We start from the raw sequence: 13,355 nt of genomic DNA on the forward strand, positions 1-13,355 counted from the left end.
GCCGTTTCCCATCGCCCTCGGAGGTCGACCATGTCCCTGCCCGCCGTCCTGCAGAACCGCCTGTCGCTCCCCGTGGTGGCCTCACCCATGTTCATCGCCTCGGGACCGGATCTGGTGATCGCGCAGTGCAAGGCCGGCATCGTCGGCTCCTTCCCCGCGCTGAACGCCCGGCCGGCGTCGCTGCTGGGCGAGTGGCTCGACCGGATCGAGGACGAGTTGGCGGGCACCGACGCCGCACCGTTCGCGGTGAACCAGATCGTGCACCGGTCCAACAACAGGCTCGAGGAGGACATGGCCACGATCGTCGAGCACCGGGTGCCGATCGTGATCACGTCGCTGGGCGCGCGTCCGGAGATCAACGACGCGGTCCACTCCTACGGCGGCATCGTGCTGCACGACATCATCAACGACCGGTTCGCCCGCAAGGCGATCGAGAAGGGCGCCGACGGCCTGATCGCCGTGGCGGCCGGCGCCGGTGGCCACGCGGGGACCCTCTCCCCCTTCGCGCTGCTCCAGGAGATCCGTCAGTGGTTCGACGGCCCCCTGCTGCTCTCGGGCTCCATCGCGCACGGCCGGTCGGTGCTCGCCGCCCAGGCCGCCGGCGCGGACCTGGCCTACGTCGGCTCGGCGTTCCTGGCCACCGACGAGGCGAACGTCGTCGACGACTACAAGCAGATGATCGTCGACAGCTCAGCCGACGACATCGTCTACTCCAGCCTCTTCACCGGCGTGCACGGCAACTACCTGCGCGGCAGCATCGAGGCCGCCGGGCTCGATCCCCGGAACCTCCCGCAGGGCGATCCGACGACGATGGACTTCGGCTCGGGCAGCACGAGCGACGCCAAGGCCTGGAAGGACATCTGGGGCGCCGGCCAGGGCCTGGGCGTGATCGACGCGACCGTCCCCGCCGCCGATCTGGTGGCCCGGCTGCGTCGCGAGTACGAGGAAGCGCGGCGGGAGCTGCTGGCCGCCGTCCCGGTCTGAACCCCGGCCGCCGCCCGGGGCGGGAGTCCTCGCCTCGAGGCGGTAGGGCAGGCTTGATCTGCAAGGACGATATCTGAGCGTAACAATTGAACGTACCGAAGCAGACAGGAATGAAGCCTGGTGAGTTTGCACGAGAAGCTCGGCAAGGTCTACGACGAAGTGCTCCACCGGAACCCCGGCGAGACTGAGTTCCACCAAGCCGTCCACGAGGTCCTCGAGAGCCTCGGGCCAGTGGTGACGAAGCACCCGGCCTACACCGACGCCGCCGTCATCCGGCGGCTGTGTGAGCCGGAGCGTCAGATCATCTTCCGGGTCCCGTGGGTCGACGACCAGGGACACGTGCAGATCAACCGCGGCTTCCGCGTCGAGTTCAACTCGGCCCTCGGCCCGTTCAAGGGTGGCCTGCGGTTCCACCCGAGCGTCTACCTGGGCATCGTCAAGTTCCTCGGGTTCGAGCAGATCTTCAAGAACTCCCTGACCGGGATGCCCATCGGCGGCGGCAAGGGCGGCTCGGACTTCGATCCCAAGGGTCGCTCCGACGGCGAGATCATGCGCTTCTGCCAGGCGTTCATGACCGAGCTGTACCGCCACATCGGCGAGTACACCGACGTCCCCGCGGGCGACATCGGCGTGGGCGGCCGCGAGATCGGCTTCCTGTTCGGCCAGTACAAGCGGATCACCAACCGCTACGAGTCCGGCGTCCTCACGGGCAAGGGCATCACGTGGGGCGGCTCCCTCGTGCGCACCGAGGCGACCGGCTACGGCACGGTCTTCTTCGCCGGCGAGATCCTGCGCACCCGGGGCGACTCCTTCGACGGCAAGCGCGTCGTCGTGTCGGGCTCGGGCAACGTCGCGACGTACGCCATCGAGAAGCTGCAACAGCTCGGTGCCACGGTCGTGGCGTGCTCGGACTCCAGCGGCTACGTCGTGGACGAGAAGGGCATCGACCTCGATCTGCTCAAGGACATCAAGGAGGTGCGCCGGGCGCGGATCAGCGAGTACGCCGACCAGCGCGACGGCGCCCGCTTCGTGAACGACTCCTCGATCTGGAACGTGCCCTGCGACATCGCGCTGCCCTGCGCGACCCAGAACGAGCTCGACGAGGCCGACGCCAAGACGCTGGCCGGTCACGGCTGCACGATCGTCGCGGAGGGCGCGAACATGCCCTGCACCCCCGAGGCGATCCGTCTGTTCGGCGAGGCCGGCATCGTGTTCGCGCCGGGCAAGGCCGCGAACGCCGGCGGCGTCGCGACCAGCGCCCTGGAGATGCAGCAGAACGCGTCCCGCGACCGTTGGTCGTTCGAGTACACCGAGGACCGGCTCGCCGAGACCATGCGCGGCATCCACGACCGCTGCCTGGCCACCGCCGACGAGTACGAGGCGCCGGGCAACTACGTCGCGGGCGCCAACATCGCCGGCTTCACCCAGGTGGCCGACGCGATGCTCGCGCTCGGTGTCATCTGACCCCTCCTCGCGAGACGACAACGCCCCGGATCCTCACGGATCCGGGGCGTTCTCGGTGTGCGCCGGGTCAGACCGACTTGCGGCGGAACTCCGGCTGGTCGATCGGCTTGGCGGCGCCGTGCGACTTCTCACTGCCGTCGTGCTCGGCCCCTTCGGCCGTGGCGTGGTGGCGCTCCTTCTTCTTGTCGAGCGCCTCGCGGAACTTGGCCTTCACATCTTCTGCGTCAGTCATTGCGGCCTCCTCAGGTTGTCTCCAACGTAGCCCCAGCACCGGCCGGAGCGACAGCCGTGTCCCTCAGTGCTGCCACCACGCGTGGTGCCTGCCAGCGGGTTTCCCTGCATCGGGCCTGCGGTAGTCGCAGACACCGCCGGGGAAGACCTGCTGCAACCGGGCGAGCTCCTCGCGGGTCGGCTTCCACGAGCCGTACAGTCCCGATCGCGCCGCCTTCGAGACCGGTTGCAGGGCGCACTTCCAGATGCCGCCCTCGAAGGGCGCGCCGGCGACGCGACGCGAACTCGAGTAGATCGGGAAGCGCTGCGTGCACTCCCCCGCGGACCGCGTGTCGATGATCCCGCTCCACACCCTCGACCCGGCCGCGATGACGTCGCCGGTGGTCGTGAAGCAGGTGTCGACGGCACGGCGCGGCTTGTTGCCCGACACCCCGCGGCGCGGATGCCTCGCGATGTTCGCCATCCACTCGTCGATCACCTCGAACGCGCGCAGGGTGGGGTCGTAGTCCTGCGCGGGACGGGCGTCGGTGAACCAGATCACCTGGTTCGACGCGTCGCCGTCGACGTTGAGCATCCGCTGACGGGTGGCGAACGACTGCTGGGTGTTGTGCATGTCCAGCTCGTCCTCCAGGTACGGACGCAGGTCGATGATCGGGATGTCGATGTCGCCCTGGAACTGCATGCCCGAGGTGTAGGCCGCACGCATCGCCCGCAGGTCCCCCTCGCGGCGAGGAGCCGGCGCGTCGCCGCCGGGACTGAGCTTCATGTTGCGCGAGCTCCACGGATCGAAGTTCTGCGGTGTCGTCGGGCCCGCGAACGGTGCCCCCTCGGTCACCATGTCCCGGGACTCCTTCCAGCTGCCGACCTTCGCGTTGAGGTCGAGGAACTCCGCCGGGGTGATGACACCGTCCTTCAGCGCCTGCAGGCCGTACTGCACGCCCACGTTGTCCCACGGCACGCGGGCGTATCCGTCGGGCCCGGTGCCGTAGACGTTCACGAGGTCGGCGAAGTGCGTCCACTCCACGCCGTCGGTGCCCTGGGCGAGCTGGTCGAGGTCGTCCACGTCGGTGAACGTCGGGTTGAGCGCCAGCGGTGTGAGCCCGAACCAGCCGGGCTTGCACTCCGACAGCGGAGGCGCCGCGGAGCCGGGCGCCCGGTCCATCACCTGGTAGCCGAGCGCCTGCATCGCACCGTACAGCTGGTTCCACTGCGCGATCTCGCCCGCGGAGAGGTTCTTGGGCTCCTTCGTGCCGTTGAGGCCGATGATCGCCTGGCGGACCTCCGGGTCCTTCCACTTCGCGTTGGTCCGGTCGGTCGCGTCGAAGTAGTGCTCCAGCAGCTCGCAGTCGCCCACGTGGATCACCTGCGTGACCATGTCGGGATAGGAGTACTGCGGGATCGCCGCGTCGATGATGCCCGGATGGTTCTGGGCGTAGACGTACTGCTGGATCGCCCCGCCCGACCCGCCCACGGCCACCGTGTAGTCGGGCACCCCGTAGGTCTCGACGGCCCGCTCCTTCAGCATGAGCGCCGTCTCGCCGCCCAACTGGAGGTTGTAGTGCGTGCTGGTCCTGGTGCCGCTGGACCACATCACGCCGTACCCCTGGCCGAGCAGCTCCGCCGGCAGCATCGCATCGTCGCTCGTGGTGCCCTGCGTGTGCCCGATCGCGACGCCGCCCTGGAAGCTGAACACCAGCCGGCGGTTCCACAGCGCCCCGTCGGGGCGCTCCGGATCGGCATCGCCGACCGGCGCCAGCACCGCGATGCTGTAGATGAAGCGGTTGATCGTGCCGCGTTCCCAGCGCACGACGAACGGCACCTGCCGCCCGTCGTCGGTGGTCGTGGTCGCGGTGTCGGCCGGCGCGTTCGCCGGGTCGTCGAGCCAGTGGAACCGATCGTCGGTCGTCGAGCGGTAGACGTACCCGATCCGGCGCTCGGCGGCACAGTTCGCGCTCCAGCCCACCGTCTGGGCCGCGGCGGTGGGATAGCCGCGCGCATCCTGCGGGTAGTCGCCGTTCGCGTCCTGCCGCGCCACCGCGATGCCCTGACGGTCCTGGTTGTCCACGATCGGCTGGCCGAGGATCTTGCGCCCGTCGAATCGACCTCGCGCCGTGGTGCAGACGAAGGGCTGCTGGTGCGGTCCCGAGAAGATGGGCCCGGCGGCCGGGTGGTTCGTGACCCGCACCGAGGCGGGGCGGGCCCCCACCCTGGCACCTCGACGCACGTCGGCACGCAGCGTGGTCCTGCCCTCGCGCAGGCCGCTCACCAGACCGACCAGCGTGCGGTCGGCGGTGAGGTCGAAGGCATCGGTGACGTCGGCCGCGCCGGCTCGGACCACCACGTCCGCGGGCCTGACCCGCCGCGGGACACGCACCTCGACGAGGGCGTCGCCGGCCGACACCTGGTGCGCCGCGCTGGACAGCACCTCGATGCGCAGGGCTTCACCGGGCCGGGCCGCTCCTTCGGCGGCGACACCGGCTCCCGCGACGAGCGCGGTCCCCGCGACCGCGACGAGGACGGGACGGACGAGACGGTGAAGAGCACGCATGCCTGACTCCCAAGGACGGCCCGAGACCACTTCCGGGCACCCTACGGTGACCTACATCACCTTGTCACCCGGGGGGGTCTCCGCCTCGCCCCGCGCGCGGCGAGCCACGCGGTACGCCGGGGCGCGCAGCCGCGTCACCCAGGAGTAGTTCCGCAGCCCGGGCAGCGGACGGCGGATCGGGTCGTACGACGGCTCCTCGTCGATCTCGTGCAGCAGCCGCAGGTGCGCGAAGCCGATCCACTCGCCCGTCCCCTCGGCACGCAGCAGCACGTACTCCTCGGGCTGCGTCTGCACGGCCGCCAGCAGGATCGGTCCGGCCGGACCGCGGTACGGCATCAGGGTCGAGGTCAGGTGCCGGCTGGACGGTCGGACGGGACGCAGCAGGAAGCGGCTGAGTCGGCCCGCGCCCGTGCTGCCCAGCAGCAGGTCGGCCCCCTGCTGATCGGGCAGCCGGATCGCCACACCCTGCAGGTCCGGCCAGCCGTGCGGCAGGCCGATCGCCGCAGACACCCGCACGAGGGCGGAATCGCGGCCCGGCTCGTCCAGCCACGGCACACCGGTGGGCAGCAGGGTGCCGACGCGGACGACCTCGCCCTGCCACACCGACCCGCGCGGGTGCAGCGGCTTCGGCGCCCGGCGCAGCGCCGACCCGACCCGCGTGGCGGCGCCCAGCACCTGACCGGCCGCCGAGGCGGCGACTCCCGTCGCGGACTCCATGACGCGGCCGTTCACGGGTGCAGCGGGGGCATCGTGCTGCCGGCGCGCTGCGGCATGCCTTCCAGCAGGGCGTTGACCGCGTCGCGGCCGGAGTGACGCGGAGACCAGCCCAGTTCGGTCCGGGCGCGGTCGGTGGACATCAGCGGGACGTGCATCAGCGCGTTGAACAGGCTGCCGGGGACCGGCAGGGCGTGCACTCGCCACGCGGCGTCGAGTCCTCGCTGGACCACCGCCGGGGGTACCTCGACGGTCTTCGCGCCCATCAGGTCGCCGATCTCGTCCCGGCGCAGCACGCCCTCCCCCGCCAGGTTGAAGGCGCCCGAGACGGGTCGCTCGACGGCGGCCGCGATGGCCCGCGCGACGTCCCCGGCGTGGACGGCCTGCAGCCTCAGTCCCGAAGGCACCGGGACGATCGGGATCCGCCGGCGATCGAGCAGGCCGGGGCGCGCCAGGGCTCCGCCGAAGATGCGGCGCTGCTCGCTGGCCGCGGAGCGCTGGAACGTGAACGCGGGCCGCAGGCGCACGACGCGGGCGTCCGCGTGCGCGGCCTCGAACGCGTCGAGCGTGCGCTCGACGTAGGCCTTCTCGCGGCAGTACGTCGCCTCGGACGCCCCGTCGGTCAGCCAGGTCTCGTCCACCGGGGTGTCGTGGTCGACCGGTGAGTACGCCGCCACCGAGGAGGCGCACACCACCGCCGGGACGCCCACCTCGGCGACGGCGTCGAGCACGCGGCGCGTACCGACCGCGTTGGTGCGCCACGTGACGTCCTGACGGTGCGTCGGCTGGAACTTCCACGCCAGGTGCACCACGGCATCGGCGCCGGTGAAGATCGTCGAGAGGTCGTCGCGCGAGACGTCGGCGGCGTGCCAGCGCACCGAGGCGGCTCCGGCGTTCTCGACCTCCGGGCGCCGTCGCGCCAGGGCGATCACCTCGTGACGCCCGTCCGCGGACAGCTCGCGCAGGGCTGCGGACCCCATGTTCCCGGACGCGCCGGTGATGACGATCTTCATGCGGGGGACGTACCCGCTCCGGGGCCCCTCACACGCCGGTCGTCCTGACCCAGTCGTCCCCGTGTCGCTCGACGAGGCCGCGCTCGGCGAACGCGTCCAGCCAGCCCTGCATCGGCCACCGGCCCCAGCGGCGCCGGAAGATCGCGCCGTTGCGGAGGATGTCGTCCAGGTGGCGGATCGGCGGACGCTCGACCGGGTGGTGCTGGTGGAAGGCACGGGCCGCCCCGGTCCAGCCGAGCTCGAGGCCCGCGGCGACGGCACACTGGGCGAAGTCGGTGTCCTCGCCGCCGTACCCGACGTACTGCTCGCAGAAGCCGCCGATGCGCGCCCACGTGTCGCGGTGCAGGGCGAAGGACAGCGACCAGAACAGGTCGGGATCGCCGCCGCGGATCCGCTCGCCGGCCGCGGGTGCCGGGCGAGCCGGATGGGGGTCGTCCCAGGACTCGAGGTCGGCCAGCGGGTAGCCGCCGGCCGGCGCCGGCGGCAGGTAGGTCACCGGTCCGCACCACAGCCGCTGCGGCTCGGCCGTGACGGCCTCGGCGTAGTCGGCGACGAGCGTCGGCGCGGCGAGGCAGTCGACGTCGAGGAAGACGAGTACGTCGGCCCCCCGGTCGATCGCCGTCTGCGCACCGAGGTTCCGCGCCGCTGCGAGCGGCAGCCCCTGAGGGCCGACGTCGATCGGCAGGACGCGCGGCGCCGGTGCCCCCGTGGGAGCCCAGTCGTGCAACCGGGGGTCGCCCATCGCCACCACGACCCGGTCGTCGGGGCACCGGGTGCTCGCCGACAGCGACCGGTGCTGGGCCGTCAGGTGCTCGTGACGGCCGTGGACCACCGTGATGACAGCGACGGAGGTCATCGGACCGAGGCCACCTGCGTGACCCGTGCGACGACCTCGGCGAAGCGCTCCGCCGCCCGTCCGTCGCACCAGGGCGCCCAGTCCCGGCCGTCCAGTCCGACGGCCCGGTCGAGCCGCTCGGCCCAGCCGGTCGACGGGAACTCGCGCTCGACCACGACGGGCCACGGGCCTGAGGCCAGGACGCCGGCCGTGGTGCGCTGCTCGTCGTGGGGCCGGGCGCCCGGGACCACGATGGCCGGGCGCCGGGCGGCGGCGACCTCGGCGATCGCGTTCTGGCCCGCGTGGGTCAGCACGACGTCGGCGTCACGGATCGAGGGGAACGGGTCGGCGAGCCACGGGCCGTCGGACCCGCCGAGGATCTCCCACTGCCACCCCGGCGTCTGGCGGCGCGCCTCGTCCAGCTGCGCCGCCGTGGGGCCTCCCCCACCGCGGCCGTTGAGCACGACCACCCGCCGGCTGGACGACGAACGCTGCGGCACCTCGTCAGGCGCGGTGAACCGCGAGAGCGCCCCCAGCGGCCGCAGTCGCTCACCGGCTCCGATCGCCATGCCCTCGGCGCTCGGCGGCCAGAACGAGACCAGCTCGGTGGAGGCGGCGTAACCCAGCTGGTGCGCCCGGTCCGACCGGTCCCCGGGCAGGACCACCGAGATCACGGGCACCCCGTGCAGTCGCGCCAGCAACGCGATCTCGACCGAGACGTCACTGACCACCAGGTCGGGGGCAGCCGCACCGATCCACGACGACACGGCGGCCATCCGGCTGCGCAGCCCGGGCTCGCCGAACGGCGCCCAGTGCAAGAAGCCCTCCGCGGTGTCACCGGCCGTCCGCGCGGTCAGGTCGTCACGGTCGAGCTCGATCCAGTCACCGGTCCACGCCGCGGGACGCGGCAGGGACGACAGCCCCGTGACAGGGACGTCGAGCGCAGCGGCCAGTGCCGTGGCCCGGTGCAGGTGACCGCTGCCGACGTGATGGACGTAGTAGCCGATCATGCCGCCGCTCGCGGGGCCAGTTGGTCGTAGAGCTCCTCGTAGCGGTCGACCATCACCGAGATCGAGCACCGCTCGACCGCGACACGCCGCACGTGCGACCGGTCGAGGCCGGCGGCGTGCTCCATCGCCCGCGCGAGGTCGGCCACGTCGTCCGGCACCGCCAGCGCGCCGACGGTCTCGTCGACGATCTCGGGCAACGCACCACGAGCGAACGCGGCGACGGGCGTGCCGCAGGCCAGCGCCTCCGCGGCGACGAGGCCGTACGGCTCGTCCCACGTCGGGGTGACGACGGCGACCCGGGCGGCGGCCACCTCCGTGCGCAGGTGGTCGTGGTCGAGGTGGCCCAGGTACGTGACGTCCCCGCCGAGCCGCGGGGCGATCTCGGCGTCGAAGTACGCGCGGTCCAGGCTCGGCCCCGCGAGCACGAGCGGCATCCCGGCCAGCCGCGCCGCGTCGATGGCCAGGTGCGGCCCCTTCTCGGGGACGATCCGGCCCGACCAGATCGCCGGTCCTCCGCCCGGGCCCTGCTGCCACCGGTCGACGTCGACACCGTTGAGGATCGTCGTGCTCGTGACGGCATGCGCCCAGGCCAGCGCCGTGAAGCGGCTGACCGAGACGAACGCGCTGTTCGCCGACGCGTAGTGCAGCGCCGACTCGAGCCAGGGCACGGGCGGCGTGTGCAGGGTCGTGACCATGGGCACGGCGAGCGTCGAGGCCATCGCGACCGGCAGGTGGTGCAGGCTGTTGTTGTGGACGACGTCGAACCGCTGTCGTCCCGACGCCGCGAGCTCCAGCATCAGCCCCAGGTAGGCGTGGTGCTCGGCCATCCAGTTCTCGGGCGTGACCGAGATGTCGGGTCGCCCGACGAAGCCCGGCGGGAACGCCTGCACGGGCAGCTGCCGCGTGCCCAGCCGCGGGTCGGAGCCCGGCGCGGCGAAGAGCGTGACCTCGTGCCCGCGCGCCGTCAGCTCATGGGCCAGCGCGTGGGTGTGGGACTCCAGCCCGCCGGCGAACGGCTCGCGGATCGGGAAGCGGCTGGAGGCGATCAGGCAGATCCTCAGGCTGCTCATGCCAGCAGCTCGCGGTACAGCCGGTCGTGGGCCCGAGCCACCTCGATCCGTTGGTCACGTCGCTCGTCCACCGATGCACCGTGAGCGGGCCGGGTCCGGTACGCGTGCCGGACGGCGTCGGCCAGCGAAGCGGCGTCGAACCGCGCCTCGTCGAACCCGAAGGACAACACGGGACCCTGGTCCGCGTAGTACCCGCAGGTCGGGGCGAGGACTGTCGTACCCAGGTCGCGGCAGGCCTCGAGCCAGCCCGAATGGCTGCCGAAACGGTACGGCAGGACCGCCAGGTCCAAACCGGCCAGGTAGTCCCACAGGTCGCGGTCGGGGAGGAAGTCGTGCACCCGCAGGTCGACGCGTCCCTCGGCGCTCGCCTGCTCCAGCCACTGCGCGATGACCGGCTCGCGGCGGGCGCCGTCGGGATCGAGCACGTCGTGGTGCCCGTTCACCTGCAGGACGGCACCGGGCAGGTCCCGGATCGTCTCGTCGAGGACCCGCAGCACCGGAAGGGGGTCCATGCTCTGGCGCAGGCTCTTGATGTGCAGGCCGATGCGGAACTCGCCCGACGTCGACGCCTCGCGCCGGCGGCGCAGGCGCGCCATCGTGTCGAGTTCGACGACGTGCGGATGCGGCAGCACCAGCGCCTCGCGCCCCCACCGGCGGGCGATCTCGGCGGCGGCACCGTCGGTCAGGGTGATGACCGCATCGGCCGCCGCCACCAGGACGCCAAGCTGCTCGTCGTGCAGTTCGCGCGTGGGGTGGTGCGGATTGCGCAGGTCGTGGGCCGTCAGGACGAGCGGCTTGCCCCGCTCACGCAGGACGCCGACGAGCCGGGACAGGTCCTCGGGCGAGCACGCGTCGAAACCGAACTGCACGTGGAACACGTCGAAGTCGGCGGTCGCCGCCCACTCCGGTCGCAGCATGACGGGCGGCCACCACTTCGTGGTGGCGCTGCGCGACGGGTGGTCCGGATCGGGATCGGGCAGGTGCACGAACGGACTCGGCCCCGACGGGGGCCGCAGGTGACGCACGTAGACGTGCGTCGAAGGGACGGAGGCGACACGCACGGTCGCACCGCCCGGCGGGGGGACCGAGCCGGGCCACGGACGATCGTCCGTGGCCCGGCTCTCGAGGGCTGACCTCGTCACGAAGTCTCCATTCAGGAGACCGCGACCGGGAAGCGATCCCAGACGCGGTGCGAGGCCATCAGCTCCTGCACCTGCGTGAACACGGACGCGGCGTCGTCACCGGTGACGACTCCGGGCAACTGACCGGAGTAACCGGCGGCCTCGAGCGCCGCCGTGCCGTCACCCCAGGCGCCGATGACCTTCGCGTGACGCCACACCTCGTCCAGCAGCAGCTGGACGCGCGGGTCGAGCGCGGGGCCGCTCGGGGCACCGCCCTTGTCGTCGCGCGACCCGTGCGAGTCGGGCGCCGGCATCGGGCGGCCGGCCAGCAGCAGGACGTCGAACTCGACCGAGCGAGCCGTCGCGAACGTGCGCTGGACCTCGATGCCACCCACCGTGCCGCCGTGCGGCCCGATGATCAACGGGACCATCCCGGCGGCGAAGATCGTCGACTTCAGGGCCTCGACCCCGCCGAGCTCACCGTCCTCGTCGACGACGATGCCGACCATGCGGCCGTCGGCCGGCCACGTGCCACCGACCTGCGAGAGCGCCGGGCTCGGCACCTCCTCGGTCAGCGGGACCGTCGGCTCCGGGGCCGGCAGGCCCAGCGAGGTCGCGACCTCGCTGCACAGCACCGGATCGATGTTGGCCAGGCACTGCAGCTGACGTGCCTTGATCGTGTTGTCGTAGCACTTGCCGAGCTCGAACGAGTACGCCCGGATGATGTGCTCCTTCTCGACCGGGCTCATGCTGGCCCAGAACAGCCGCACCTGGCTGAAGTGATCGTCGAAGGTGGCCGGGTTCTCGCGTACCTTGGTCGACTCCGCGACCCGCACGGGCAGGTCCTCGAACGCGCGGTCATCGGCACCGGCGAAGAAGGGGCAGCCGCCGTCGAGCGTGTTCGGCTTGTACGGCGCCACACCCGCGTGGTCGGCGTGCTGGTGGTACCCGTCGCGCAACATGTCGTTGACCGGCGCGTGCGGCCGGTTGATCGGAATCTGGTTGTAGTTGGGTCCGCCCAGCCGCGTGAGCTGCGTGTCGATGTACGAGAACAGACGGGCCTGCAACAGCGGGTCGTCCGTGACGTCGATGCCCGGGGGCAGGTGTCCGGGGTGGAACGCGACCTGCTCGACCTCGGCGAAGAAGTTCGTCGGGTTGCCGTTGAGCGTCAGGCGGCCGATCGGCTGCACCGGTGCCAGCTCCTCGGGCACGATCTTCGTCGGGTCGAGCAGATCGATGCCCGCGAACTCCTGCTCCGGGTTGTCCTCGAAGACCTGGATGCCCAGCTCCCACTCGGGGAACGCACCCGACTCGATCGCGTCGAAGAGGTCGCGACGGTGGAAGTCCGGGTCGATGCCGTTGATCAGCTGCGCCTCCTCCCACGTCAGGGAGTGCACACCGAGCTTCGGCTTCCAGTGGAACTTGACCAGGGACGTCGCGCCTTCCGCGTTGATCATGCGGAAGGTGTGGACGCCGAAGCCCTCCATCATGCGGTACGAGCGCGGGATGCCGCGGTCGGACATGTTCCACATGGTGTGGTGCTGTGCCTCGGTGTGCAGCGAGACGAAGTCCCAGAAGGTGTCGTGCGCGCTCTGGGCCTGGGGGATCTCGCGGTCAGGGTGCGGCTTGCCGGCGTGGATCACGTCGGGGAACTTGATGCCGTCCTGGATGAAGAAGACCGGGATGTTGTTCGCGACCAGGTCGAACGTGCCCTCGGGCGTGTAGAACTTCGTGGCGAAGCCACGCGTGTCGCGCACGGTGTCGGCCGAGCCTCGCGAGCCCAGCACGGTCGAGAACCGCGTGAACACCGGTGTGGTGACGCCCTTTTGCAGGAAGCCGGCGTGCGTGACGTCGGCGGCGGTGCCGTAACCCTCGAAGACGCCGTGGACACCCGAACCACGAGCATGCACGACGCGCTCGGGGATGCGCTCGTGGTCGAAGTGCGTGATCTTCTCGCGGAAGTGGTGGTCCTGCATGAGGATCGGCCCGCGCGGACCGGCCTTGAGCGAGTGGTCGCTGTCGCGCACGCGCGCGCCCGTCGACGTGGTCAGGTACGCCCCCTGCTGGGTGCGGGCGTTCTCGTCGGTACCTGCGGGGGCGCCGGTGGCGGTGCGCATGTCCGGGCTGCTCTGGTCGGGCTTCGGCGGCAGCGGCTCACGCGGCTCCGTCGGCTCCTCGAAACTGGCCGGCTCGGCGCCGGGGCGGCCGGGAGGCTCGGGCGTCGCCATCTCGGCGGCCTTGTCCATCGCCTTCTCGGCCGTGCTCTCGACGGCGTCCTTGATGTTCTTTGCTGCCTTGCTGGGATCCATGGACCGATTGCTCCTCAAGATTGGTTGAACCAACCTCAGGTACCCGTTCGGCGGCT

Annotated in this window: 11 protein-coding genes; 2 read left to right on the forward strand and 9 right to left on the reverse strand. The window is 71.5% G+C overall.

What is annotated here, in order from left to right; all coding sequences use genetic code 11:
* Positions 1-30: 30 nt before the first annotated feature.
* Both H9L21_RS11000 and gdhA read left to right on the forward strand, forming a co-directional pair.
* Complete coding sequence (locus tag H9L21_RS11000; RefSeq protein ID WP_154596857.1) at positions 31-984, forward strand: NAD(P)H-dependent flavin oxidoreductase; 954 nt, start codon at positions 31-33, stop codon at positions 982-984.
* Positions 985-1,110: 126 nt separating this feature from the next.
* Complete coding sequence (gene gdhA / locus H9L21_RS11005; protein WP_222865925.1) at positions 1,111-2,448, forward strand: NADP-specific glutamate dehydrogenase; 1,338 nt, start codon at positions 1,111-1,113, stop codon at positions 2,446-2,448.
* 67 nt (positions 2,449-2,515) lie between these two features.
* Here gdhA and H9L21_RS11010 read toward each other — a convergent pair whose 3' ends face one another.
* The 9 genes from H9L21_RS11010 to H9L21_RS11050 all read right to left on the reverse strand — a co-directional run bounded on the left by H9L21_RS11010 (position 2,516) and on the right by H9L21_RS11050 (position 13,299).
* On the reverse strand, positions 2,516-2,680 hold the full coding sequence (locus H9L21_RS11010; RefSeq protein ID WP_187411464.1) for a DUF5302 domain-containing protein: 165 nt from the start codon (positions 2,678-2,680) through the stop codon (positions 2,516-2,518).
* 63 nt (positions 2,681-2,743) lie between these two features.
* Positions 2,744-5,227, reverse strand: coding sequence for a DUF6351 family protein (locus tag H9L21_RS11015; RefSeq protein ID WP_154596855.1), 2,484 nt, complete (start codon positions 5,225-5,227; stop codon positions 2,744-2,746).
* Between the two features lie 51 nt (positions 5,228-5,278).
* On the reverse strand, positions 5,279-5,959 hold the full coding sequence (locus H9L21_RS11020; RefSeq protein ID WP_154596854.1) for a hypothetical protein: 681 nt from the start codon (positions 5,957-5,959) through the stop codon (positions 5,279-5,281).
* Complete coding sequence (locus H9L21_RS11025) at positions 5,956-6,954, reverse strand: NAD-dependent epimerase/dehydratase family protein (protein ID WP_154596853.1); 999 nt, start codon at positions 6,952-6,954, stop codon at positions 5,956-5,958. Before H9L21_RS11025 ends, H9L21_RS11020 begins: the two co-directional genes overlap by 4 nt.
* A 28-nt stretch (positions 6,955-6,982) precedes the next feature.
* On the reverse strand, positions 6,983-7,810 hold the full coding sequence (locus H9L21_RS11030) for a glycosyltransferase family 2 protein (protein WP_154596852.1): 828 nt from the start codon (positions 7,808-7,810) through the stop codon (positions 6,983-6,985).
* On the reverse strand, positions 7,807-8,799 hold the full coding sequence (locus tag H9L21_RS11035) for a glycosyltransferase (RefSeq protein ID WP_154596851.1): 993 nt from the start codon (positions 8,797-8,799) through the stop codon (positions 7,807-7,809). Before H9L21_RS11035 ends, H9L21_RS11030 begins: the two co-directional genes overlap by 4 nt.
* On the reverse strand, positions 8,796-9,869 hold the full coding sequence (locus tag H9L21_RS11040) for a glycosyltransferase family 4 protein (RefSeq protein ID WP_154596850.1): 1,074 nt from the start codon (positions 9,867-9,869) through the stop codon (positions 8,796-8,798). The genes H9L21_RS11035 and H9L21_RS11040 overlap by 4 nt, the downstream gene beginning before the upstream one ends.
* Complete coding sequence (locus tag H9L21_RS11045; RefSeq protein WP_255467037.1) at positions 9,866-11,011, reverse strand: glycosyltransferase family protein; 1,146 nt, start codon at positions 11,009-11,011, stop codon at positions 9,866-9,868. Before H9L21_RS11045 ends, H9L21_RS11040 begins: the two co-directional genes overlap by 4 nt.
* Before the next feature lie 11 nt (positions 11,012-11,022).
* Positions 11,023-13,299: a catalase gene (locus H9L21_RS11050; protein ID WP_154596848.1), complete on the reverse strand. Its 2,277-nt coding sequence runs from the start codon at positions 13,297-13,299 to the stop codon at positions 11,023-11,025.
* Positions 13,300-13,355: the final 56 nt, after the last annotated feature.

Origin of the sequence: Aeromicrobium senzhongii (assembly GCF_014334735.1) — a bacterium.
Taxonomy (GTDB): Bacteria; Actinomycetota; Actinomycetes; order Propionibacteriales; family Nocardioidaceae; genus Aeromicrobium; species Aeromicrobium senzhongii.

Excerpts from the sequence above, each read along its gene's own strand:
- H9L21_RS11000 (WP_154596857.1), top strand. The coding sequence starts at position 31 with ATGTCCCTGCCCGCCGTCCTGCAGAACCGCCTGTCGCTCCCCGTGGTG.
- H9L21_RS11010 (WP_187411464.1), bottom strand. The coding sequence starts at position 2,680 with ATGACTGACGCAGAAGATGTGAAGGCCAAGTTCCGCGAGGCGCTCGAC.
- H9L21_RS11035 (WP_154596851.1), bottom strand. The coding sequence starts at position 8,799 with ATGATCGGCTACTACGTCCATCACGTCGGCAGCGGTCACCTGCACCGG.
- H9L21_RS11015 (WP_154596855.1), bottom strand. The coding sequence starts at position 5,227 with ATGCGTGCTCTTCACCGTCTCGTCCGTCCCGTCCTCGTCGCGGTCGCG.
- H9L21_RS11025 (WP_154596853.1), bottom strand. The coding sequence starts at position 6,954 with ATGAAGATCGTCATCACCGGCGCGTCCGGGAACATGGGGTCCGCAGCC.
- H9L21_RS11030 (WP_154596852.1), bottom strand. The coding sequence starts at position 7,810 with ATGACCTCCGTCGCTGTCATCACGGTGGTCCACGGCCGTCACGAGCAC.
- H9L21_RS11050 (WP_154596848.1), bottom strand. The coding sequence starts at position 13,299 with ATGGATCCCAGCAAGGCAGCAAAGAACATCAAGGACGCCGTCGAGAGC.
- H9L21_RS11040 (WP_154596850.1), bottom strand. The coding sequence starts at position 9,869 with ATGAGCAGCCTGAGGATCTGCCTGATCGCCTCCAGCCGCTTCCCGATC.